Source organism: Commensalibacter sp. M0133 (assembly GCF_016101485.1).
Taxonomy (GTDB): Bacteria; Pseudomonadota; Alphaproteobacteria; order Acetobacterales; family Acetobacteraceae; genus Commensalibacter; species Commensalibacter melissae.
In genome coordinates this window covers 43,514-66,976 of sequence record NZ_JACFQI010000001.1, presented here as the reverse complement: position 1 = coordinate 66,976, position 23,463 = coordinate 43,514, and the positions used below count along the sequence as shown (strand labels likewise).

Below are 23,463 nucleotides of genomic sequence, written 5' to 3'. Positions count from 1 at the left end.
AGTGAAAAGAATATATTCTTTTCACTTAAAAAATAGTTTTAATCCATAAAAATTAAAACCCTAGTTATGTTCCTCAAAATTAACACCTGTTGCAGGAACAGGATTATCAGCATGACCAGCATCATCCTTTTTTATTTTATCAGAACCAAAATTATCACCTGAATGATGAGCCACATCGATTGATGATCTCAATTTTTTTGTCGTGTCATCAACAAGGCTACGTTCAATTTTTTTACCGCGAAGAACCTGTCTGATTTCCTCTCCACTTAAAGTTTCATATTCCAAAAGACCCAGAGCCAATCTTTCAAGATCTTCCCTGTGCTCTTCTAACAACGCTGTTGCACGTTTATGCGCATCATCAATCAAACGTTTAACTTCGGCTTCTATTTCATGAACGGTTTCACTAGAAATATTTTTACCTTGTCCCATGGAATGACCGAGAAAAACCTCTTGTTCATTTTCAGCATAAGAAACAAGTCCAATTTTTTCACTCATACCCCATTCAGTAACCATCCGTCGTGCAAGATCCGTCGCCATTTTGATATCGCCAGATGCACCGTTTGAAACATTTTCCGGACCAAAAATCATTGATTCAGCACAACGTCCACCCATGGCAAGAACCAGTTCAGCCAAACATTTCGATTTGCTTTTTGAATAGCGATCGCCTTCCGGTAGACTCATCACCATTCCCAATGCGCGTCCACGTGGAATAATTGTGGCCTTATGTACCGGATCACATCCAGGAGTAAATAATGCGCAAATGGCATGCCCGCCTTCATGATAAGCGGTCATTTTTTTCTCATCTTCACTCATGACCAGTGAACGACGTTCTGAACCCATCATGACCTTGTCTTTGGCATTTTCAAATTCCAGCATCGATACTGTTCGACGGTTTAACCGTGCAGCCAACAAAGCCGCCTCATTAACAAGATTTGCAAGATCAGCACCAGAAAAACCTGGTGTTCCACGGGCAATTACTCTTGGATCAACATCAGATGCTAACGGAACCTTTTTCATATGTACGCGAAGGATTTTTTCACGACCCCCAACATCAGGATTAGGCACAACAACCTGACGATCAAATCTTCCTGGACGTAACAATGCCGGATCCAAAACATCAGGCCTGTTCGTTGCGGCTATGAGAATTACGCTTTCATTGCTGTCAAATCCATCCATTTCAACCAGCATCTGATTTAAAGTCTGTTCTCGCTCATCATTACCACCACCGAGACCGGCACCACGATGACGTCCAACGGCGTCAATTTCATCGATAAAAATAATACAAGGAGCAGCTTTTTTACCCTGTTCAAACATATCTCGAACACGAGAAGCCCCCACTCCAACAAACATTTCTACAAAATCAGAACCTGAAATTGTAAAAAACGGAACATTTGCCTCGCCAGCAATCGCACGCGCCAATAAGGTTTTCCCTGTTCCAGGAGGGCCAACCAACAAAACCCCTTTTGGTATTCTGCCACCCAGCCGCTGAAATTTTTGTGGATCTTTAAGGAATTCAACAATTTCTTCCAGCTCGCTTTTAGCTTCATCAATTCCCGCCACATCCGCAAACGTGACACGTCCCTGTTTTTCAGTCAGCAAACGAGCCTTGGATTTACCAAATCCCATTGCCTTTCCCCCTGCGCTTTGCATATTGCGCATAAGAAGAATAAATAAACCGATAATCAGCAAGGTTGGCAATAAATTCAATACAAGCTGCCAAAAAAGATTTGGATGATTATCAACAGGTTTAACCTCTATCGTAACTTTATGGTCAGTGAGGGTTGATAAAAGCGAAGTATCCTGTGTTGGCAAATAGGTTTGAAATTTCTTGCCATCCTGACTTGTTCCAGTTAAATACCGGTCCTGTATGACAACTGATTTAACATTTCCAGCGTTAACATCCCCCAGGAATTTAGAATAACTAACTTGATTGTCCACAACAACATTACTGCTTGGTCGAAAATATCCAACCACTAACATTACTGATACAATAACGAGTATCCATAAACTTAAATTACGCCCAAAATTTTTCATTCTACTTTATATTTCCATGTTTTAGGATAAACACGTTTTTAAAAAAAGAATATTTAATATATATCATTTTATATTCTTCATATTACAATTTATCTCTTACTTAATAACATAAGAACTGAAACAAATCTTTCCTACCCTAAAAAATATTTTTCCTTAAAAATATTGAATTTAAACCGATTTATTATAAACATAATTACATAATTAAGCTAATTTTGTGGTCGAAAAAAGATGACTTTGTGTCAAGGATTGTCTAGGCTGGAAAACAATATCCCATTCTTTAACGGACTCGTCCGAATATATTCCCAAATGAGGTACAGCCAATAATTTATCATTATGCCAAAAAGCGGGTAATGTTTTCAAAATGCAAACAGGCAATCCCTCTCTACATGAAAACTGTTTGTAAGATTTACCCAACGCAGCAATCGTAACTTTATCACTAATATCATATTCTGGCATAATAACTCGAAAACGATAATCCCAAATCGTATTTGGCCGGGCCATTTTTGCCTTTTCAATAACAGTTGTTTCTCTAATCATCAACCAACCATTTCCCAACCTTCCAGCTGGCATAATTTGTACGCCACCAAGAGTAACTTTGCGCATTGATTGAACAAGCCGATTAATTGATTTCTGCAAGGGTGCATACACAGAACCGGAAATTGTTCTGATTAAAGCACCCAGCGTTCTTTCATCCATACCTTTGGTGGAAAAATAAGCAAATCCTTCTGATCTGATCAAAATGTTTTCTGTAACAAAAACAGCCTGATCCTGATCTTTTTTCATTCTTTTTTTACTCTCTTCCCGCGAGCGATGTAATAGTATTGAAACAGATCCTGAAGATGTCCAAGCCGACGACAATTCCTTTCTCACCTGATTTCTCTGAAATTTTAGATCCTGATTGGATGGATCCTCGACCCATATAATCCCTTCCTGTTTTAAGGTTACTCTCAAACGTTGTGGTGCGATCGATAGTAAAGGTCTTATTAACCTTATCTGTGGCAAATCCGTAATAGCAGCCATAGCGGCAATTCCATCCTCACCACTTCCGGCACGTATTCGCATCAGTACAGTTTCCGCCTGATCCCCAGCATGATGACCCAAAAGCAAATCTATGCTTCCCATTTTACAACATGTCTGAATTAATATTTTGTAACGCTCAATACGCGCTCTTTCTTCCAATGCGGCTCCAGGTTTTAGATTATCTAATGTCAGAACTTTTGATTCAATTCCAAGATCCTTCAATCTTTCTTGTGTAAGTGCTGCCTCTATAGCCGAATTTGACCGAATTCCATGATCTACAATTAAGGCGAATACATTTCGTCGCCAACGGGATGCCAACAATGCAAGACACAAACTATCTGCACCACCAGATACAGCCAATACAATGGGTGGCAACTTTTCATCATCGTTACCCCAAGGCCCCAATGACTCAATACAAGAATTAAATTCATCTTGAGATACAGGTTTTAAAATATCATCCATACAGATTTAACAAATCAAGAACATTTAGCTTTACGGCTTAAATTCAAGGCAGAAGATTTCACCTGAGTTGAAACATTTGGATATTTACTATGAAGCAGACTTACAGCCTGACAAGCTTCCTGCACCTTGCCATTTTTTAACATTAAATATCCTACACCCAACAAAGCAGATGGAGCCTTGGGAGATTTAGGAAAATTTTTATAAACAGCATAATAATTTACTGATGAAGCCTTGAAATTTCCTTGTCCAGCCTGAGCCTGAGCCAGCAAATATCGTGCACTAGGGGACTTGGCACCTTCAGGCGTGGATAAAATTTTTTGGGCGATGGATTCTGCGATCTGAAAATTACCATTCAACAATGCCTGTTGACCATCTCTCAAGGTTGAACCCGTTTCAGGTTTTACAGATTTAATTGTTCCTGAATCATCCGAAATTGATGATTTTTTAGAAACCTCACTTTTTGAATCAGTTACCACATCATCTGAAGAACCATTGGAAGCACCTCCACGACCAGCAGCAAAATTCATATCATCAATTTTCTTATTGATAAGATCGTTTTGAGTTTTCAATTGGTTTGACAAATCATCAATTTCGCCCCTCATAACCCTTTGCTGATCTTCTAGATTGTTTATCCGGCTAACTAAATCGGGAAGTAAACTGTTATTTGTTGATAAACTATCATCCTCATCTTTATCTTTATGCCTTTTTTTACGATAATTATCAGAATCATCATTAAAATTAGTATTCTGTGCCTGAAGCTGGCTGATCTGCGATTTTAATTGTGCGACCTGGTTTTGTAGCGCAATAACCTGACGACTGTTATTTTCCTGGGCATTACCGTAAAAAGGACAAATCATAATTGATAGAAATAAACCTGTTATACTTCCTTTGACCTTTGGATGATCAATTGAAAGTAAATTAGAAATTCTTGAATGTTTTTGCTTCGTTATCATTGCCAAACCCTTTACTATCCCTCATTTGATAATAAATTCAAAAAGCTTTAACCATTTATAAATTACGTTCTTTTACATTACATAACAAAAAGCCGGCATAACGTATATACGTATTACCGGCTTTTATTGAAAAGTTATCGAGCTAGGAATTAACGAACTGAAGTAGTCGCATTACGGTTCTGTGACCATGCTTCTTCGTTGTCACCTTCAGCAATAGGTTTATCCTTACCATATGAGATGGTTGTCATACGATCTGATGCAACGCCCAAGGATACCAAATAATCCCGAGCTGCATTTGCGCGGCGAGACCCTAATGCAATATTATATTCTTCTGTGCCGCGATCATCGCAGTTACCGGCAATCATGACCTGGACATTTGGATATTTTTTCAACCAATCAGCCTGACGATTCAAAGTTGCACGGGCATCATCCGTTAATTTGTTTGAATTGAATTCAAAGAAAACACGATCACCAACATTAGCAACTAAATCAGCTTGACTTCCAGGAACTGGACCGCTCACAGTTGGAGCTTGTGTTCCACCACCATTACCGGTTGTCGCACCTTTATGATCTCCGCCAGAACATGCTGCTAGTAATAACGCAGCACCAAAAGCACTAATAAGCTTTATATTCATTGTATGTATTCCTACAAAACGGCTTTCTATTTTCTCAACTTTTATGTTGGTAAATATTGCCTAAAAAAATCAAAATCAAAATCCAAAAAGTCTTATTTTATGAAAGACATATCAATTTCAATCCTAGTCTTTCATTTATATCTAAACAAGTTAAATACACAAGCGATTTTAGCAAAAATTGAATTTTTTACCGCAATAATTTTATTTTATTTCCAAAATTTATTTTAACTGTTGCCAGAAGACCAAGAAGGATCCATCGCCATCGTTGATGTAGGAATGCTTCTCTCATGAAAACCGGAAACATCAATCATCTTGATGGATGAAGAAAAACCGCTTCCACGCGCACCGGCAGACGATTGGTTACAGAACGCCATAACACGGCCATTTGAACAAAATGTTGGGCTTTCGACAGTGAAACCTTGGGTTAAAATTCTTTCTCCAGTACCGTCAGGCGCCATAACACCCAATGAGAATCCACCGCCGCCAATTCTCACAAACGCAATAAGGTCACCTCTTGGTGACCATACGGGGCCTGCATAACTACCGTTTCCATAAGAAATACGTCGGGCTCCACCACCAGTTGCACTCATTATGTATAATTGCTGTCTTCCACCCCGATCTGAAGAAAAAACAATTTGAGATCCATCAGGACTATAACAAGGGCTCGTATCAATAGCCCCGGAACTGGTTAATTGACGTTTGCTGCCCGAACCCAGATCAACAGAATAAAGATCAGAACCTCCTCCCCTTGTTACAGACATAATGACAGACCTTCCATCAGGCGAAAAACGCGGTGCAAAAGATATACCCGAAAAATCTCCCAAAATTCTTTGTCTGCCTGATTGAAGATCAAACAAGTAAACTCGAGGACGGTTATTGACATAAGACATAAATGCTATCTGATTAGAAACAGGACTGAATCGGGGCGTCAAGACAAGCCAGCGCCCGCTGGTTAAGATTCGACTGTTAGCACCGTCATAATCCATGATTGCCAGACGTTTTATGGGATCTGACCGGCGGCCGGTCTGTGCAACATATGCAATTCGTGTATTGAAATATCCCTTATCCCCCAATAAACGCTCATAAATAACGTCCCCTATCATATGGGAAACACGACGAAGATCCTCCCTTATGGCACCTGACCCGGAAATCGAATAGGCTGTTCCCTGAATCTGTTCACCGGTCAACGCATTCCATAGCCGAAATTCAACTCGCCCATTCACCTCTGATCCAGTCACGATAGCCCGAGCCCCCATGGCTTTATAGGCGGCAAAATCAGGTGTAGAGGTTGGTGATGTACTACTAATAACTCGAAATAATCCTGTATTATTCAAGTCATCCGTTAATACCTGAGTTATGGCACCGCCATTCCCAGAACCAAAATCAGGAATAACAATAGGGATAGGCTCGTTTCTTGCCCGATCAACTGTAATTTCATCTGCACCACCGGCTTGCTGCGCAAATGCAGATGATAAAGGTGTTACCACAATTCCACCTGCTACACATCCATACAAAATTTTTCGGCGAGGAATTAAAACATCCCGTAAAATATCAGCATCATTATCAGAAATTATTGAGCGCATAATCCTATTTTCCCTATTATTGATAATGCATATTAACTTACAAATTTAGACATAATTATGGACGGAATACAAAACGAATCTGACCCGTCTTTCCCAACAGATTTGAAGGTATCGGCAATTTTGAACATACAGGACTTAACACGGCGTCCCTTGCCCGTTCTGCTAATGCCCTATATGTTGAATCAGCATTCATTTTTGCCTGAGTCACTGAATCAAATTTAACTATTCTGGCCTCTCCTGAAGCATCAATTGTTACAATTAAATGTGCCACAAAATTAGCATAATCTTTTGCTGCTGTGTCTTCAACATAACATCGACGAACAGATGCCGCTATTTTCCCCTGCTGACCTGCTGAAAGCCCTCTTGTGATATCGCCATTTCTCGCTCCACCACCATTGGGAGCTCCTCCCTGTCTTGGATTTGCTTTGGCTCTGGGAGGATGTGTTTGTTTCTGGTCAGCTTGATAGGCATCCAACGTCGATTCAAGTGAATGTGTATCAGGAATTTCTTTTTTTGCTTTTTCCATTTTTGTCAATCGAGAGAAATTCTGCACCTGAGGTAACGCGGTGGGCATAGGCATTGGTGATGGTGGGGATGGAACATGAGAATTTGAAGAGGATGCCAATGGTGAAACAGTAGGTGGTAACGTTACCTCTGCAGGTGCGGGGGTTTCAACAGCTTTAGGTAAAATCGAATCCTGTTTTTCCATTTTTGCAACCGCATCAGGTGGAGGGGGCATTGGTGGAGGTGGAGGCGGAGGTGGAGGCGTTTCTTCGACAGGTTCAGTTTTAGTAGGTGTTGGCGCAGGTGGAGCATCCAGTTTTTCCAATGCAGGCGCATTCGGGTTCGGGGAATCTCGCTCCGATTTAGCGGGAACTTCTTGTCCTGCATTATCGCTTGTAAATTCAACCTCTACCGGTTTTTCTTCAGGGGGTGGGGGTGGAGGCGCAAAATGAAATAACCATGATAATAGAATCGCCAGAAGGATAACTCCAAAATGCGTTCCGATTGATGCCAAAAAAGAGCATCTGAAAATTTTTCTCTCAGAACGGTACATGCCCAGCAAAATACATAATCCTCAATTATGGCGTTTTTGAAGAAGGGTTGGATGTTGTATCAGGCATTTGTGCAAGTAACGCGACATGCGTAAATCCTCCAGCTGTAACACGTCCCATCACTTCCATGACCCTGCCGTAATTGATATGCTGATCTCCCTTAACAAAGATACGATGTTCAGAATCATTCTGAGACATGACTTTCAACTGCTCCACCAATTGATTCATATCTACAACATTGTCTCCCAAATAAACGGATCCATCTTCCCTGACTGTAACAGTAATCGGTTTGGTATCTGCATTTACCGGTTTCGCGGCAGTTTTTGGTAAATCAACATTGATTCCGCTTGTCATCATAGGGGCCGCAACCATGAAAATAATTAACAGAACCAACATGACATCAACCATCGGCGTAACGTTAATATCTGCCTGTGGACGTCTGCCACGCCCCCGTCTGTTTCGACCCTCTAAAGAAAATCCCATTAATTTTATTCCTGATTTTCTTTTGCTTCAGATTGACGAGAAAGAATCGCACTAAATTCAGCCGCAAAACCTTCAAGTCTTTCAGCAAATAAATTAAGCTTGTTATTAACAAAATTATAGGCCACTACAGCGGGAATGGCTGTCAACAAACCCAGTGCCGTCGCGAATAATGCCTCTGAAATACCAGGGGCAACCACTGCCAAACTTGTGTTATTGGATTGTGCAATGGAAGCAAAAGCATGCATGATACCCCACACGGTTCCAAACAATCCGATAAAAGGTGCCACCGGCCCTACTGTTGCCAAAAAAGTCACCCATCTTTCCAAGCGTTCCATTTCACGGGTAATAGTGATTGACATGGCACGATCAATTCGCTGTTTGACTCCCTCACTGCTCATCTCAATTCCATTAATTCTTGCTGATCGACGCCATTCACCCATACCCGCACTAAACACTGCAGCCATGGGATGGGTTGGTTTCACCCCAATATTTTCATATAATTCATCAAGACTCCCACCTGACCAGAATAAATCCTCGAATTCATCTGCCTGACGTTTAACCTTGCGGAGGGTAAAATATTTATCAAAAATTACAGCCCATACCCAAATACTGGCACAAACCAGGCCGATCATAACAAGTTTAACTACTAGCGCCGCATGAACAAAGAGCGCCCAAGGGGACAAACTGGCCGATGGTGTGGCCAGATTTGCTGCATTAATTGATGGATCCAAAAATGCCTCCTGCACAATTAGTCTCACTCAATTTAATTTCATATATAACTTGAGACTATTTATTATTTTCCAATATCCATTTGATATATTTTTTTTCCAATAAAAACAATCTTGTTTTGATAATGAGTAAAAATTTATTCGTACTGGTTTACCTACATCATGGCGGCAAAAATTCTTTTCCAATCCGCTGGAAAAGGTGCTGGCATATAGGTTTCCTTCTTCAGACAAACTAGCTGAATTTTTAATTCAGTCACAATTTCTTCATTACGGAAAAAAACTTGTGATAACCAGCAACTTGCCCCCAAAGTTGTGATTATATTTGTTTTTACAATAACCAATTCATCAATATACAAGGGTTTTCGGAATTTAATCTCGGCTTCCCTCACAACCAAAACCAAGCCGAAATCCTTGTACAAATCACTGGTTGTTCCACCCAACCGTCGTATACTTTCTGTCCGAGCGCGATCTGCAATTCCGAAATAACGGGCATGATAGACGATACCTGCCGCATCAACATCTTCATAACAAACCCTGAACCGGTAAGTTTCGACTTCCTCTTTCGCCAAAGCAGGATTACTTATACCTTTGTCAAATGAATTACTAGGGATGATCTCCATAATTTTCATTCCTCTTCCACATCATTATCCAGCAAATCAAATTGAGTATTTAATAATGCAGGGGGTTTCAGATGAAGATGTTGCCAGCCTCTCTCTCCCAAAACACGGCCACGACTTGTACGAAGAACCAAACCTTCCTGGATCAGGAAAGGTTCAATAACATCTTCAAGAGTATCCCTTGATTCTGCCAAGGCCGCAGCTAACGTTTCAACACCGACCGGCCCACCCTGATGAAATTCAGCAATACGCAATAAATAGCGACGATCCATTGCATCCAATCCAAGCTGATCAACCTCCAATCTTGATAAGGCTGCATCAGCAATCTCGCGATCAACCGCTTTTTCACTCTTATGCTTGACAAACGCAAAATCACGTACACGACGTAACAACCTGCCCGCTATTCTGGGCGTCCCACGAGATCTTCTGGCAATTTCCGCAGCCCCATCTTCAGTCAATTCAAATCCTAGCTTACAGGCCCCTCTTTCAACAATCAATTTGAGTTCATCTGTTGTATAAAATATCAACCGTAACGGAATGCCAAACCGATCCCGCAAAGGTGTGGCAAGCAAACCTGACCGTGTTGTTGCTGCGACAAGCGTAAAAGGGGGCAAATCTATACGAACCGATCGAGCCGCAGGTCCTTCCCCGATTATTAAATCAAGCTGGAAATCCTCCATTGCCGGATAAAGAATTTCTTCAATTGAAGGATGCAATCGATGAATTTCATCAATAAATAATACATCCTTTGGTTGTAAATTGGTTAAAATTGCCGCCAAATCACCAGCCCTTTGAATTACAGGGCCAGATGTTGCACGAAAACCAACCCCCAACTCCCTGGAAACAATCTGCGCCAAGGTTGTTTTTCCCAGCCCTGGTGGTCCATGTAACAAAACATGGTCCAACGCCTCATCTCGCTGTCTTGCCGCCTCTATAAAAATTGAAAGGTTTTCTCGTGATGATTTTTGTCCAATGAATTCAGCCAAAGATTGAGGTCTTAACGCGACCTCCACAGTGTCTTCCTGACGTTTCGTTGCATCTATGGGACGATTTATTTCAGACTTCATCGGGCCAACTCACGTAAAGCTTCTCGAATAATATGATCAAGTTGAAGGGGTTGATTTTTCTCTTTCAAACCTTTAATCACTCGCCCGACGATTGGTTGGGATTCCATTCGACGAAATCCAAGTCCCTCCAGGGCCAGCAACACATCCACAACAATATTAGTCTCATTATTGTCGGTTGTCTGACCTGAAATTGTAATTGAATTAATCACATCTGAACCAGAAGCCACTTTACCATTCAGTTCAGTTAATATGCGCGTAGCCAATCTTGCCCCTACGCCTGGAGCCCGCATTAAACTTGCCTTGTCAGCTGTCATAATGGCCGAAGTCAATTCATCCGGCGTAAGAACGGATTGAATCGCCAGCGCCATACGAACCCCAACACCTTGTACCGTTGTTAGCAGCCTGAACCATTCCTGTTCCTTTCCATCAGCAAATCCATAAAGTAATATGGCATCCTCTCTGACGATGGTTTCAATCAATACACGGGCAATTTCTGGAGGACGAGGCAATTTTGATAAGGTCCGGCTTGAAACATAGACCACATATCCCACCCCATTCACGTCAATGAGACAACGATCCCTGTCATTTTGGTCAATCAAAAGCCCAGTCAATTGTCCTATCATGCCATTATTGTTCCTTTATTAACACGAATTTGACTTATCCGATGATGGGCATGACAAATCGCTATCGCCAAAGCGTCAGCTGCATCAGCTCTTGGAATTTTGGCTCCCGGCAATAAACGCTGAATCATAACAGATACCTGATCTTTGGTCGCCGCTCCCGTTCCAACCACGGCACGCTTAACTGTTTTAGCACCATATTCATTAACATTAATATATTTTTGCGCGGGCACTAATAATGCCACCCCCCTAGCATATCCCAACTTCAAGGTGGCAGAGCCATTCCGGTTGACATAGGTTTCTTCAACCGCAACCTCTTCAGGTTGATAAAGACCAATCAGTTTTTCCAAACCTGATGCTAATACACAGAGACGTTGAGGAACAAAATGATCACTATTCGTAGACAGGACACCACTTGCCACATAGGTAAGACGGTTGTCACGTGCATCAATTATCCCCCATCCGGTAAACCGCAAACCGGGATCTATCCCAAGAATTCTAACCACAACTCTTAAGCCGATAGCCGTTCAGCAATCTCGTCCGAAAGGTCAAAATTGGCAAAAACATTCTGAACATCATCATGATCTTCCAGAACTTCAATTAATTTTAGCAAGGTGCGAGCATTATCTTCATCTAATGCAACTGTATTGGATGGACGCCATTCAATTTTTGCACTTTCAGGATCTTTAAACCGGGCTTCCAATGCGTCACGGACTGCAAAGAAATTTTCCATCGCACATGTTATTTCATAAACATCATCATTTTCTTCAACATTATCCGCTTCTGCCTCAATAGCCGCCTCAAATATTGAATCAAAATTTGCAACCGTTTTTGGATAGGTAATAACTCCCATACGTTCAAACATGAATGCGACAGAATTCATTTCCCCCAAGGATCCGCCATATTTATTGAATGCGGCCCTAACATCTGAAGCTGTACGATTACGATTATCTGTCAATGCCTCAACGATAATGGCAACTCCGGATGGACCATATCCTTCATAGCGCACTTCTTGATAATTATCTCCATCTGCGCCACCTGCGGCTTTCTTAATCGCACGATCAATATTGTCCTTTGGCATATTAACAGCACGAGCTGCCGCAATGGCTGCACGTAAACGGGGATTGGCGGCTGGATCAGGTAAACCTGATTTTGCTGAAACGGTTATTTCACGAATTATTTTTGAAAATTCTTTTGCCCGACGGGCATCCTGAGCCCCTTTGCGATGCATAATATTTTTAAATTGCGAATGTCCTGCCATTAATTTTTCTCTTAATTCTTACAGTTTGATTTCAATCTTAATCTAATAAACATGTCCCGATTTTTAAACAAACCGACCATGACAATGTTTAAATTTTTTACCTGAACCACATGGACATGGTGCATTTCTGGGCGTATCTGCCCATTCTTTTGGTGCATCAGATAATGTCTGAGGGGTTTCCCCCTCTATAAAATCCGAAGAAGAATTTTCCCCTTCATCATCAGAGACGTTGACTTCAACCTTGGCCAAAAGTGAGGTAATCCGTTCACGAAGCTCATCCAGCATATAATTGAAAAGAACAAAAGCTTCCTTCTTATATTCATTAAGCGGATCTTTCTGACCATAGGCCCGCAGTCCGATACCCTGACGCATTTGATCTAATCGCAACAAATGTTCTTTCCACACAGCATCAAGCGTTGTTAGCAAAACTTGCTTTTCAACATATCGCATAATTGAAACACCATAATTCGCGACCTTGGTGGCCATCATTTCATTAGCGGCTTTCGTAATGCGCTCTTCAAGTGTATCAATTGAAATATCTTTCTCTTCTGACCATTCATTAATCGGTAGATCAAGATTAAATATCCGTTTTATATCCGCAGTTAATTCTTTAATATGCCATTGTTCTGCAAAGGATTTTTCAGGTATGTATTTTTCGATCAACATATTGATCACATCATGTCTTATAGACGCAATCACTTCTGAAACATCTTCCAGAGCCATATATTCCCGACGCTGAGAATATACCTCCTTACGTTGATCATTGATGACATCATCATATTTTAAAGTGTTTTTACGCATATCGAAATTGCGCGCCTCAACTTTTTTCTGGGCTTTTTCAAGTGCCTTGTTGATCCAGGGGTGAACAATGGCCTCCCCTTTTTTCAAGCCCATTTTTTGAAGCATACCACCCATGCGTTCGGAACCAAATATCCGCATCAGGTCATCCTCGAGGGATAAAAAGAAACGTGAATTTCCCGGATCTCCCTGACGCCCCGAACGTCCTCGCAACTGGTTGTCAATTCGACGACTTTCATGACGTTCCGTACCAATTACAAACAGTCCGCCGCTCTCTTTAACCAGTTCATGATCTTTTTGAACTTTTTCTTTAAGGGCCGTTTCTTGTTTCAAGCGTTCATCTTCATTCTCGATATGGGAAAGCTGCTGATGGATAAGCATATCCACATTCCCACCCAATTTAATGTCAGTACCACGACCCGCCATATTCGTGGCAATTGTAATGGCTCCCGGAATTCCAGCTTGAGCAACTATCTGAGCTTCTTTTTCATGAAAACGCGCATTCAATACATTATGCTTTATGCCTTTTTTATTCAACAAATTTGAAAGATGTTCACTTTTCTCAATCGATGTTGTTCCAACCAAGATAGGCTGTTTCTTTTTATGAACCTCTTCGATAAGCTGGCTAACCGCATCATATTTTTCAGCCGCGGTCAGATAGATTTCATCATGTTCATCCTTACGCTGAACTTTAAGATTGGTTGGAATTGACACAACGTCCAGCTTGTAAATTTCGGCAAATTCATCGGCTTCTGTCATTGCCGTTCCCGTCATACCGGCGAGTTTCGGATAAAGACGAAAATAATTTTGAAAAGTGATTGAAGCTAGAGTCTGGTTTTCCTGCTGTATTTCCACATGTTCCTTGGCTTCCAGTGCTTGATGCAATCCATCGGAATATCGACGTCCATCCATCATACGTCCAGTAAATTCATCAATTAAAATTACCTTATTGTTACGGACGATATAATCCACATCCCTGGCAAACAAGGTATGCGCCCGTAATGCCTGCTGCATATGATGCACCAACGCGATATTATGAGTGTCATACAGCCCCCCCTCTTTCAATACACCCTTTTCACGCATTAACTGCTCTATATGTTCGGTTCCCATTTCTGTTGGAATGACATTACGGAATTTTTCATCTTTTTCATAATTGGCAGGATCTTTGACTATCTCTTTTATAATCTCATCAACGGAACGATATAGATCTGAACTGTCATCCGCAACCCCCGAAATAATCAATGGAGTACGAGCCTCATCTATCAAGATCGAATCAACTTCATCCACAATGGCGTAATTAAACGGACGCTGAACCATTTCATCAAGACTGTATTTCATATTGTCACGAAGATAGTCGAAGCCGAATTCATTATTTGTCCCATATGTAATATCGGCGGCATAAGCAGCCTTACGTTCAATATCACTCAAATCCGCGATAATCGTTCCGACATTCATGCCAAGAAAACTATAGAGCCGGCCCATTTCAGCAGCATCACGTGAGGCAAGATAATCATTCACCGTTACAACATGCACCCCTTTTCCCGATAGTGCATTCAGATATACGGCCAAGGTTGCCACCAATGTTTTACCTTCACCCGTACGCATTTCGGCAACCTTACCATCGTGAAGAACCATTCCCCCTATCAGCTGGACATCGAAATGACGCATTCCCAAAACCCTTTTCGAAGCTTCTCTGACCACAGCAAACACTTCTGGCAATAAATTGTCCAGTGTTTCTCCATCAGCTAACCTTTGACGAAATTCAACCGTTTTATTAGCCAATGCAACATCATCCAGAGCCTGTATTTCAGGTTCCAATTGATTGATTTCAGGTAGTCGCTTTTGATAAGCTTTTAATGAACGCTCATTAGAGGTGCCGAAAAAGACACGGGCAAATTTTGCAAACATCAATGTTTTCCAAATAACGCTTTGTAATCCTGCCTGTCATTACAAAGGGCTAGTTATAATTAAATTAGAACACAATTCAATCCAGACAGAAAAATACATATAGAAATAAGTTCATCGGTATTATAACCAACTTTACTTACACCATAAATATCATTTTAAAATTTTAAAAGTGGTTTAACTTTTTTTCAAGAAAGGAACTTTATTAAAATAATGGGACAATTTCACCTTTCCATGATATAAACATATTCAAAATTATCTTTAATCCTCTCAATAATAAAGGTACTATATGTCTTTTTACAACAAATCATTCAAATTTGCAGCAACCCTTCTTTTTTCCTCAAGCCTTTTGACAACAGCAGTTATTGCCGCTGAACCTGCTGTCACAACTACCCCGTCAGCACCTGCCGCTCAAAATCAGTCAAGTCCCAGCAAAATAGATGAAAATACTGTTTTGGCAACTGTTAATGATAAAAATATTACGTATCATGATGTCCAAAACATGCGCAAGATGTTGCCCGATCAATATAAAAGTCTGCCTGCACCTGTTTTGACAACAATAATCCTTCAGCAATTAATTGTTCAAAATGCAGTGCTACAAGTTGCTGAAAAACAGAATTTACAGAATTCCCCTGAGGTCAAGCAACAAATTGAATTCATGCAAAAGGATATCCTGTTTTCGACATTCCAAAAATCTGAATTGGAAAAGAATTTAAAACAAAATCCAATTGACGATAAAGCCATTCAAACTTTTTACGATCAGCATTTCGCCAACGCAGCCCCTGTTAAAGAGGCGCATATATGTCATATTCTCGTAAAAACACAACCGGAAGCTGTAAAAATCATCAGTCAACTTCATGCAGGCAAAAATTTCGCTAATCTTGCCAAACAATATTCAACCGATAAAGAGAGCGGTAGCGAAAATGGCGGTGATTTGGGATGGGTCAAACAAAATGACCCTCTTGCACCGGAATTCATCAATGCAGCCTTTGCGCTGAAAGCAAATACAATTACAACCGCTCCGGTGAAAACCCAATTTGGTTGGCATGTCATCAAGGTTCTTGGTTATAGAAACGCTCCGGTACCACCATTGGATAAGATAAAAGATGAAATTCGCAAAAACCTGTATCAACAAAGAATGAAAACCATTATTGAAAATGTAATTAAACAAAGTAAAATTACCAAAAATGATGAAGCCATTCATTCTTTAACACAAATGCCTGCCACACAAAAAAAATAACTCTGACAGAACAAATCATTAAAAATTTTTATAAAAGGGAAAATAAATTTTCCCTTTTATAAATTCAAAATGTTTATTGATTAATATCCCTAAAAAATTTAGTTCAAAAAACATATCATTAAATCCTTTTTTCTTATAAAGAAAACTTGTAAAAAACATTTTCAGTAAAATATAAATATTTCATTATAACCGGATATGAATCAACCCTGTCGTATCCATTATTTTGCTCCATTGTTGAAAAAGAGTCTACCATGTCGAGTTATCCTGTTTCTCCGCTTGCCGTAACCCTCCCTGAACTTTGCCCCGTTGCCGGTGTAAAACTTGCATCTGTTCAAGCGGGATTACGATATACTGGACGTCTTGATTTATCGTTAATGGAATTCGCTCCGAACACAACCGTCGCAGGAGTATTTACCAAAAACAAATGTCCAGGTGCACCTATTGATTGGTGCAGAAAAATTTTATCTCGCGGTAAGGCCAGGGGATTACTTGTCAATGCCGGTATTGCCAATGTATTTACGGGTCAGGCAGGTTTTGATGCAGTTAAATATTCAGCACAGGCAGCTGCAAAAACAATAAACTGCGCACCCGAAGAAATTTTTGTTGCCTCTACAGGGGTTATTGGCGAACAGCTTCCTTATCAAAAAATCATCAATTATCTTCCAGAACTTTATTCGAAATTGGCTTCTGATCAATGGAAGGAAACAGCTCAAGCAATCCTGACTACGGATACATTTGCCAAAGGCTTTTCCCTTAAAACAGATATTGACAATATTCCTGTCACTATTCAGGGAATCGCCAAGGGGAGCGGTATGATCGCACCTGATATGGCCACTATGCTTTGTTTTGTTACAACTGACGCAAAATTGCCCGCTACTGTCTTACAAAAATTATTAAATGAAAAAGTCAAAACAACCTTTAATTCAATAACAGTTGATTCCGATACATCAACCTCTGATACCCTTCTTTTATTTGCCACGGGTCAGACCCCCAATACCGAAATCAATGATATTGATGACCCAAGATTAAGCAATTTTTCAAATGCCTTAGAAAAATTGTTACAAGAATTGGCTCTTTTGGTTATTAGGGATGGTGAAGGCGTAACAAAACTGATTGAAATCAAGGTTGAAGGTGCCGTTAACAATGAATCAGCTTTTAAAATCGGACAATCAATCGGTAACTCCCCTCTTGTGAAAACAGCAATAACAGGTGAGGATGCCAATTGGGGACGTGTTGTAATGGCGGTAGGCAAAGCCGGCGAACCAGCCGACCGTGACCTTTTGTCAGTGGCAATAGGTAATATTTGGGTTGCCAAACAAGGTGAGGTTTTATCAGATTATGACAAAGATAAAATTAACAAGCATATGCAAGAACAAGTCATAAAAATTAAAGTCAACCTGAATCTGGGAGAGGGACACGCAAAAATTTGGAGCTGTAACCTAACACAAGGTTATATTGAAATTAACGGCTCTTATCTGCGTTCCTAATTTCTTTTATTTATTATCAATTGAATCGTTTCTTTATGAATACCCCTATTATCTCCGATTTTTCTGAAGAAGAAAAAAAAAGAATTCTAGCAAAGTCAGCACTTTTCAGTCCTCCGTCCTTGAAATTATCAGATGGAAGACAAGAACTTGTTGGACTTTCACGGGAAGAATTGGAAGAGGTCCTAATGGGTATGGGGGAAAAATCCTTCCGTACGAAACAGTTATGGCACTGGATTTATCATAAAGGTGTTACCGATTTCTCTTTGATGAGTTCAATCAGTAAACCCTTGCAAGCCAAATTGGCAGAACATTGTGTGATCAGCCGACCGGAACTGGTTATGCAACAGACCTCAAAAGATGATACCCGCAAGTTTCTTTTTCGCTTCAGGGATAAACAAGAAGCTGAAACAGTTTATATTCCAGATCGTCGAGAAGATCGTGGTGCTGTCTGCATTTCCTCACAGGTCGGATGTACGTTGTCCTGCCGTTTTTGTCATACCGGCACGCAAAATCTGGTTCGAAATCTTGGTGCAACAGAAATCGTAGGTCAATTCATGGCGGCAAGGGATAGTTATAATGAATGGCCAACCCCGACCGCTGGAAGACCCCGTCTTCTATCAACCATAGTTCTGATGGGAATGGGCGAACCTCTTTATAATTATGACAATGTTGCCAAGGCAATGCGTATCGTTATGGATGATGAGGGAATTGGAATCTCTCGTCGCCGGATTACCTTGTCAACGTCCGGTGTAGTTCCCATGATGGATCAATGTGGAAGGGAACTGGCAATTAATCTAGCCATTTCCCTTCATGCTGTCAGGGATGATTTACGAAATGAGCTCGTTCCCTTAAATCGTAAATATCCTATCAAAGACGTTCTGGCAGCCTGTCGTCGATACCCTGCAGCAAGTAATTCACGTCGTATAACGTTTGAATACATTATGTTAAGGGGAATTAATGACAGTGAATCAGATGCACGTGAACTGGTGCATCTATTAAAGGGTATTCATGCCAAGGTTAATCTAATTCCATTTAATCCATGGCCAGGCAGTGATTACAAACCCTCCAAAACTGAACAGGTGCAAAAATTTGCCGATATCATTATGCAGGCAGGTTATTCCTCGCCCATCCGCACCCCAAGAGGGCGTGACATTCTTGCAGCATGCGGACAATTACGCACTGAAAGTCAAAAAGCCAAAATTTCTAAAAATTTAAAACAAAACGAAACAATTTCTGACTGACAATATTGTTTTAAAATCAAATAAAAATTGTGAAAATGATTTATTTAATCTTATTTTCACAATTTTTCGAAATAAATTAATTCACATGATTATATGAATTTATCATCAATAATTATAGACTTGAAAAATTTCTACCAGGCATAGGCTTCAGGTGCCTCACCCCCCATACCGGGCCAAATATCATTTAAAGTATGTATTATTTCATCTGACAATGTAATGGAAAGCCCTTCAATAGCATTATCCAGCTGTGTTTCAGTACGAGGTCCAATAATCGGTGCTGTGACATCAGGTTGATGTCTTAACCAGGCAAGGACTAAATTTGCAGGAGTTATTTTATGTTCAGCAGCAAGATTCTCATATTTTTCAAGTTGGTATCTTAATTTTTCAATTATTTTCAGTTCCTGTTCTCCAAAACATCGCTCGCCATTTTTCTGTTTCGAGAGGACACCCCCAAGCAGTCCACCTGCCAATGGAGAATAGGGAGTAAATCCAAGACCATGATATCGACAGAATAGAAGGACTTCCAGCTCAACTGTACGTTCTGTCAGATTATAGAGGCTTTGCTCAGAAACCAGTCCGTAAAAATGACGTTCCTTGGCCAATCCCTGAGCTGTGGCTATTTGCCAACCAGCAAAATTACAACTTCCTATATATAAAACTTTTCCCTGTTGAACCAATAACTCCATTGCCTGCCATATTTCCTCCCATGGAGTTTCTCGATCAATATGATGCATTTGATAAAGATCAATATGATCAGTTTTTAGGCGTCGCAAACTGTCTTCACACGCTTTTCGAATATGATAAGCTGACAAATGCCGGCCTTCGGCCCAAAATCCATAGGCTGGTATTTTTGGTAGCCAATACAACCTTGTCCTCTCTGACCGCTCTTTTTAAACCATCGTCCTATAATTTCTTCAGAAATGCCATATCCCCCTTGAAATTTCTGACCATTGTAATCCTCCATAAACATCTGCCGTATCAAAAAAATTAATTCCTGCATCAATTGCCTTATCCATAATCATGCAGCTTTCTTTTTCATCCGTGACATCACCAAAATTCATGGTTCCAAGACATAAATCACTTATCGTCAGACCTGTTCTTCCCAAAAATCGATATCTCATGATACCTAAATCTTTTTATTAACAATTTTAAATATTTTTGATTTTGCAGATAAAGCAATTCAAATGAATTGGAATATCTACACCCTGGGCGGTGTAATTGTCATAGGTTCCTTTGACAATGGAGGAATAATTCCATTTACAGGATGCGGTACATACGGTGCTTCAAGACTGTTTATTTCATTTTCTGTTAAAGAAACAATCAAGCGCCTTTACAGCCGTTGTCAAATGTTCAGCCTTTGTTACCCCAATAATAGGTGCCGTTACGTATTTTTTTGATAATAACCAGCCCAATGCGACATATGCACGAGGGACATGATGCAAGTTGGCAATCTTTGCGACAACCTCCACGACTTTTCGATCCTGCTGTTCTGCATCCTGATACATTTTCAAAGCAAAAGCATCATTTTGAGTACGTCGTGTAACCTCATCAAAATCACGAGTCAATCGTCCCCTTGCCATTGGACTCCAAGGAATAACACCAATACCTTGATCCGCACAAAAAGGCAACATTTCACGTTCCTCTTCCCGATAAAGCAAATTATATTGAGGCTGCATGGAAACAAAACGTGTCCATCCATTTTGCCTTGCAATATGTTGCATTTTTGCAAAACGCCATGTTTCCATAGAGGATGCTCCAATATAGCGAACCTTTCCTGATTTCACGATGTCATGCAAGGCCTCCATGGTTTCCTCGATCGGGGTTCCATGGTCAAAACGGTGAATTTGGTAAAGATCTACATAATCCATTTTTAATCGTGACAAACTGTCATCAATTGATTGAAAAAGAGCTTTACGCGATAGAAAACCTGTATTAGGCGAATTCCGCCAAGGGAAAAAAACCTTGGTCGCCACCACAATTTCTTCTCGCCGTGCCATATCATTCAATGCTCGCCCCGTTATTTCCTCTGAACTGCCTCCAGAATAAATATTTGCCGTATCAAAAAAATTAATTCCCGCCTCAATGGCCTGTTTAAAAAAAGGGCGTGCAGCAGTTTCATCAATTGACCAGGCTTGTGGCAACCGGTTGGGTTCACCGAAACTCATGCATCCCAAACATAATCTCGATACTTTAAGACCCGTATGACCTAAATTTATATACTTCATTTTTTTATCTCAAATATGATATGAAAATTATCGAAAATCTTTTTTATTGTTTGATTTTCAAATAAATAATACGGTAAAAAAAGCGTTGTATAATATCTTGATATTCCGTAATAATTACCTGATCCTGCAAATAATTTATGTTTAGTTATAAAATCTGAATAATCATCAATTTGTCTAATCCATTATAATGACACTCAATCAGTCTTCAGACAGTCAAACCGAATTATTTTATCAAAAAATAATCAATATTCTTGAACGACATGTAAAAACACCGGGTGCACATACCACCCTGATTAAAGATCTCAAACTTTTTAGAAAAGAGATACCTCGTCAAGCATGTGCCTGTTTTTATCAACCGAGTATCAGTTTGTTATGCCAGGGTACTAAACAGATAATCGTTGATAAAAATATCTTTCCATACGACAAACATCATTTGCTCATTACTTCTCTGGACATCCCTACGAACAGCCAAATAATGGAAGCATCCCCTATTAAACCCTGTTTTGGAATTTCCTTAAATTTGGAACGCAATATTATTGCAGAGTTAAGTACACAAATTGATCTTAGGAATTCAAACAAAACGAAATGTAGCAGTGTATCTATTTGCAGTGTTAATGTATCCTTTTTGGAACCCATGTACAGGCTTTTATCCTTAATGGATGAGCCCGAAACCATTCCAGTTCTTGCCCCGTTAGTCATCAGGGAAATTTACTATCGACTGCTAACCAGCGATGCCGCACCAATTCTTTTACAGATTATAACAACTGGTAATACAGGATCTAATATCAGAAAAGCAATTGAATGGCTTAAACAAAATTATTCTCAACCCTTGAAAATAAGCCATCCTGCCAGTGCTGTTAACATGAGTCCCTCAAGCTTGCATCATCATTTCCGCCAACTAACCGGAAAAAGCCCGTTACAATATCAAAAATGGTTACGCGTTAATGAAGCAAAACGTCTGATGATCAATAATAATCTTAACGCTGCCACTGCTTCCTATCAGGTTGGTTATGAAAGTCCCTCACATTTTAGTCGTGATTACAAAGCCATATTTGGCAAGTCTCCCCAAAAAGATATAAAAAATTTTAATCAAATATAGTTTTTCATTCCAGAATGTCATTCTTTCGTATAGCTCCACTAAAAAAATGCTTATTCAGTTTCTAACAGTAATTTTACCTGACTGGAATTATTCCTCTCATAGAAAGGTCCACGATGTCGATCCGTTTTAATGCTTATCAACAACCGATTGGTCAAGCTCTTCCTTCATGGAAAAAAGCAAAGCTTCCCAAAAAAGTAACAATCACGGGACAATATTGCCGGCTTGAACGCATAAATGTCAGACAACATGCTTTGCAACTTTATGATGCCTTTTTTAACGGTACTGATAAAGGGCTATGGACCTATCTTTTATCCGGCCCGTTTAATGACTTTAATGAATATCGGGAATGGCTACTTAAATTAGAAAATATCAAAGATCCATTTCATTATGCCATTCTTGACAAGAATTCCAATCAAGCAATCGGTTCAATTGCTCTCATGCGAATAGATCCAACAAATGGAGTGATAGAAATTGGTAGCGTTATTTTTTCTGAACGATTAAAAAAAACAACAATGGCCACGGAGGCAATCTATCTTTTAATGAAATATGCATTCGAGGAACTTGGTTATCGTCGTCTTGAATGGAAATGTGATACCTTAAATGCACCCTCTCGCGCTGCGGCATTACGCTACGGTTTCACATTCGAGGGAATATTCCGTTAAGCTTTGGTTATTCATGGCCGTAACCGGGATACAGCATGGTATTCAATTCTCGACCTTGAATTTCCAAAACTTTCCAAGGCATTTAATGACTGGCTTGATCCTGACAATTTTGATTCTGAAGGAATTCAGAAGAAATCCTTGCAAAAATTGATGGATTATTATGTTAAATAAAAAAATGTAATTGTATTTCAATAAATAATCAATTTTTTAAAAGAAAAAATACAATCAACAAAAATAAACCATAGTTTTCCATTAGTTTGTTTAGTAAAATCAATAACTATCCATTAT

The 23,463-nt window shown here is 40.0% G+C and carries 21 protein-coding genes and 1 pseudogene; 6 read left to right on the top strand and 16 right to left on the bottom strand.

Going from position 1 to position 23,463, the window contains the following annotated elements; translation table 11 throughout:
• Positions 1-60: 60 nt before the first annotated feature.
• From ftsH to secA, 14 genes are all read right to left on the bottom strand, one after another.
• A complete protein-coding gene (gene ftsH / locus H3T46_RS00280; protein WP_198197090.1) occupies positions 61-2,034 on the bottom strand; it encodes an ATP-dependent zinc metalloprotease FtsH in 1,974 nt (657 codons plus the stop codon).
• 201 nt (positions 2,035-2,235) lie between these two features.
• The gene (gene tilS, locus H3T46_RS00275; RefSeq protein ID WP_198197089.1) at positions 2,236-3,516 is read right to left on the bottom strand and encodes a tRNA lysidine(34) synthetase TilS; all 1,281 of its coding nucleotides are present in this window, start codon (positions 3,514-3,516) and stop codon (positions 2,236-2,238) included.
• A 14-nt stretch (positions 3,517-3,530) separates the two neighbouring features.
• Positions 3,531-4,469, bottom strand: a complete 939-nt coding sequence (locus tag H3T46_RS00270) for a hypothetical protein (protein WP_155566608.1) — start codon at positions 4,467-4,469, stop codon at positions 3,531-3,533.
• 149 nt (positions 4,470-4,618) lie between these two features.
• Complete coding sequence (pal, locus tag H3T46_RS00265; RefSeq protein WP_110438805.1) at positions 4,619-5,104, bottom strand: peptidoglycan-associated lipoprotein Pal; 486 nt, start codon at positions 5,102-5,104, stop codon at positions 4,619-4,621.
• A 224-nt stretch (positions 5,105-5,328) separates the two neighbouring features.
• Positions 5,329-6,687, bottom strand: coding sequence for a Tol-Pal system beta propeller repeat protein TolB (gene tolB, locus H3T46_RS00260; RefSeq protein ID WP_198197088.1), 1,359 nt, complete (start codon positions 6,685-6,687; stop codon positions 5,329-5,331).
• Positions 6,688-6,742: 55 nt separating this feature from the next.
• Entirely contained in the window at positions 6,743-7,744 is a 1,002-nt protein-coding gene (locus tag H3T46_RS00255; protein ID WP_370552765.1) for an energy transducer TonB, read from the bottom strand.
• Between the two features lie 25 nt (positions 7,745-7,769).
• Positions 7,770-8,225, bottom strand: coding sequence for a protein TolR (gene tolR, locus H3T46_RS00250; RefSeq protein ID WP_110438801.1), 456 nt, complete (start codon positions 8,223-8,225; stop codon positions 7,770-7,772).
• A gap of 5 nt (positions 8,226-8,230) precedes the next feature.
• Positions 8,231-8,956, bottom strand: coding sequence for a protein TolQ (gene tolQ, locus H3T46_RS00245; RefSeq protein ID WP_110439004.1), 726 nt, complete (start codon positions 8,954-8,956; stop codon positions 8,231-8,233).
• A 152-nt stretch (positions 8,957-9,108) separates the two neighbouring features.
• On the bottom strand, positions 9,109-9,573 hold the full coding sequence (locus H3T46_RS00240; protein WP_198197086.1) for a YbgC/FadM family acyl-CoA thioesterase: 465 nt from the start codon (positions 9,571-9,573) through the stop codon (positions 9,109-9,111).
• A gap of 5 nt (positions 9,574-9,578) precedes the next feature.
• A complete protein-coding gene (gene ruvB / locus H3T46_RS00235) occupies positions 9,579-10,637 on the bottom strand; it encodes a Holliday junction branch migration DNA helicase RuvB (RefSeq protein WP_155567930.1) in 1,059 nt (352 codons plus the stop codon).
• A complete protein-coding gene (gene ruvA, locus H3T46_RS00230) occupies positions 10,634-11,260 on the bottom strand; it encodes a Holliday junction branch migration protein RuvA (protein ID WP_198197085.1) in 627 nt (208 codons plus the stop codon). Before ruvA ends, ruvB begins: the two co-directional genes overlap by 4 nt.
• Complete coding sequence (gene ruvC, locus H3T46_RS00225) at positions 11,257-11,763, bottom strand: crossover junction endodeoxyribonuclease RuvC (RefSeq protein WP_198193336.1); 507 nt, start codon at positions 11,761-11,763, stop codon at positions 11,257-11,259. Before ruvC ends, ruvA begins: the two co-directional genes overlap by 4 nt.
• 5 nt (positions 11,764-11,768) lie before the next feature.
• Positions 11,769-12,518 (bottom strand): YebC/PmpR family DNA-binding transcriptional regulator, encoded by a 750-nt coding sequence (locus H3T46_RS00220; protein WP_122123364.1) that lies wholly within the window; start codon positions 12,516-12,518, stop codon positions 11,769-11,771.
• Between the two features lie 63 nt (positions 12,519-12,581).
• On the bottom strand, positions 12,582-15,224 hold the full coding sequence (gene secA / locus H3T46_RS00215; protein ID WP_198197084.1) for a preprotein translocase subunit SecA: 2,643 nt from the start codon (positions 15,222-15,224) through the stop codon (positions 12,582-12,584).
• Between the two features lie 286 nt (positions 15,225-15,510).
• Between secA and H3T46_RS00210 the strand changes: the two genes are divergently transcribed.
• From H3T46_RS00210 to rlmN, 3 genes are all read left to right on the top strand, one after another.
• Positions 15,511-16,461 (top strand): peptidylprolyl isomerase, encoded by a 951-nt coding sequence (locus H3T46_RS00210; protein WP_198197083.1) that lies wholly within the window; start codon positions 15,511-15,513, stop codon positions 16,459-16,461.
• A 251-nt stretch (positions 16,462-16,712) separates the two neighbouring features.
• A complete protein-coding gene (gene argJ, locus H3T46_RS00205) occupies positions 16,713-17,948 on the top strand; it encodes a bifunctional glutamate N-acetyltransferase/amino-acid acetyltransferase ArgJ (protein WP_198197082.1) in 1,236 nt (411 codons plus the stop codon).
• A 35-nt stretch (positions 17,949-17,983) separates the two neighbouring features.
• Positions 17,984-19,189, top strand: coding sequence for a 23S rRNA (adenine(2503)-C(2))-methyltransferase RlmN (rlmN, locus tag H3T46_RS00200; RefSeq protein ID WP_198197081.1), 1,206 nt, complete (start codon positions 17,984-17,986; stop codon positions 19,187-19,189).
• Positions 19,190-19,320: 131 nt separating this feature from the next.
• Here rlmN and H3T46_RS00195 read toward each other — a convergent pair.
• Positions 19,321-20,310: pseudogene (locus tag H3T46_RS00195) on the bottom strand (aldo/keto reductase).
• A gap of 177 nt (positions 20,311-20,487) precedes the next feature.
• Positions 20,488-21,414 (bottom strand): aldo/keto reductase, encoded by a 927-nt coding sequence (locus H3T46_RS00190; RefSeq protein ID WP_232349960.1) that lies wholly within the window; start codon positions 21,412-21,414, stop codon positions 20,488-20,490.
• 187 nt (positions 21,415-21,601) lie between these two features.
• Here H3T46_RS00190 and H3T46_RS00185 point away from each other — a divergent pair, with 187 nt between their 5' ends.
• The 3 genes from H3T46_RS00185 to H3T46_RS00175 all read left to right on the top strand — a co-directional run bounded on the left by H3T46_RS00185 (position 21,602) and on the right by H3T46_RS00175 (position 23,346).
• Positions 21,602-22,513, top strand: a complete 912-nt coding sequence (locus H3T46_RS00185) for an AraC family transcriptional regulator (protein ID WP_198197080.1) — start codon at positions 21,602-21,604, stop codon at positions 22,511-22,513.
• Positions 22,514-22,626: 113 nt separating this feature from the next.
• Positions 22,627-23,175 (top strand): GNAT family N-acetyltransferase, encoded by a 549-nt coding sequence (locus tag H3T46_RS00180; RefSeq protein WP_198197079.1) that lies wholly within the window; start codon positions 22,627-22,629, stop codon positions 23,173-23,175.
• Between the two features lie 3 nt (positions 23,176-23,178).
• Positions 23,179-23,346 carry a hypothetical protein gene (locus H3T46_RS00175; protein ID WP_198197078.1) on the top strand — a complete coding sequence of 56 codons (168 nt, stop codon included), beginning with the start codon at positions 23,179-23,181 and terminating at the stop codon, positions 23,344-23,346.
• Positions 23,347-23,463 lie beyond the last annotated feature (117 nt).

Excerpts from the sequence above, each read along its gene's own strand:
- ruvA (WP_198197085.1), bottom strand. The coding sequence starts at position 11,260 with ATGATAGGACAATTGACTGGGCTTTTGATTGACCAAAATGACAGGGAT.
- secA (WP_198197084.1), bottom strand. The coding sequence starts at position 15,224 with ATGTTTGCAAAATTTGCCCGTGTCTTTTTCGGCACCTCTAATGAGCGT.
- H3T46_RS00240 (WP_198197086.1), bottom strand. The coding sequence starts at position 9,573 with ATGGAGATCATCCCTAGTAATTCATTTGACAAAGGTATAAGTAATCCT.
- argJ (WP_198197082.1), top strand. The coding sequence starts at position 16,713 with ATGTCGAGTTATCCTGTTTCTCCGCTTGCCGTAACCCTCCCTGAACTT.
- H3T46_RS00190 (WP_232349960.1), bottom strand. The coding sequence starts at position 21,414 with ATGAAGTATATAAATTTAGGTCATACGGGTCTTAAAGTATCGAGATTA.
- H3T46_RS00180 (WP_198197079.1), top strand. The coding sequence starts at position 22,627 with ATGTCGATCCGTTTTAATGCTTATCAACAACCGATTGGTCAAGCTCTT.
- tolB (WP_198197088.1), bottom strand. The coding sequence starts at position 6,687 with ATGCGCTCAATAATTTCTGATAATGATGCTGATATTTTACGGGATGTT.
- H3T46_RS00255 (WP_370552765.1), bottom strand. The coding sequence starts at position 7,744 with ATGTACCGTTCTGAGAGAAAAATTTTCAGATGCTCTTTTTTGGCATCA.
- tolR (WP_110438801.1), bottom strand. The coding sequence starts at position 8,225 with ATGGGATTTTCTTTAGAGGGTCGAAACAGACGGGGGCGTGGCAGACGT.
- H3T46_RS00185 (WP_198197080.1), top strand. The coding sequence starts at position 21,602 with ATGACACTCAATCAGTCTTCAGACAGTCAAACCGAATTATTTTATCAA.
- H3T46_RS00220 (WP_122123364.1), bottom strand. The coding sequence starts at position 12,518 with ATGGCAGGACATTCGCAATTTAAAAATATTATGCATCGCAAAGGGGCT.
- pal (WP_110438805.1), bottom strand. The coding sequence starts at position 5,104 with ATGAATATAAAGCTTATTAGTGCTTTTGGTGCTGCGTTATTACTAGCA.
- rlmN (WP_198197081.1), top strand. The coding sequence starts at position 17,984 with ATGAATACCCCTATTATCTCCGATTTTTCTGAAGAAGAAAAAAAAAGA.
- ftsH (WP_198197090.1), bottom strand. The coding sequence starts at position 2,034 with ATGAAAAATTTTGGGCGTAATTTAAGTTTATGGATACTCGTTATTGTA.
- tilS (WP_198197089.1), bottom strand. The coding sequence starts at position 3,516 with ATGGATGATATTTTAAAACCTGTATCTCAAGATGAATTTAATTCTTGT.
- H3T46_RS00210 (WP_198197083.1), top strand. The coding sequence starts at position 15,511 with ATGTCTTTTTACAACAAATCATTCAAATTTGCAGCAACCCTTCTTTTT.
- ruvB (WP_155567930.1), bottom strand. The coding sequence starts at position 10,637 with ATGAAGTCTGAAATAAATCGTCCCATAGATGCAACGAAACGTCAGGAA.
- H3T46_RS00270 (WP_155566608.1), bottom strand. The coding sequence starts at position 4,469 with ATGATAACGAAGCAAAAACATTCAAGAATTTCTAATTTACTTTCAATT.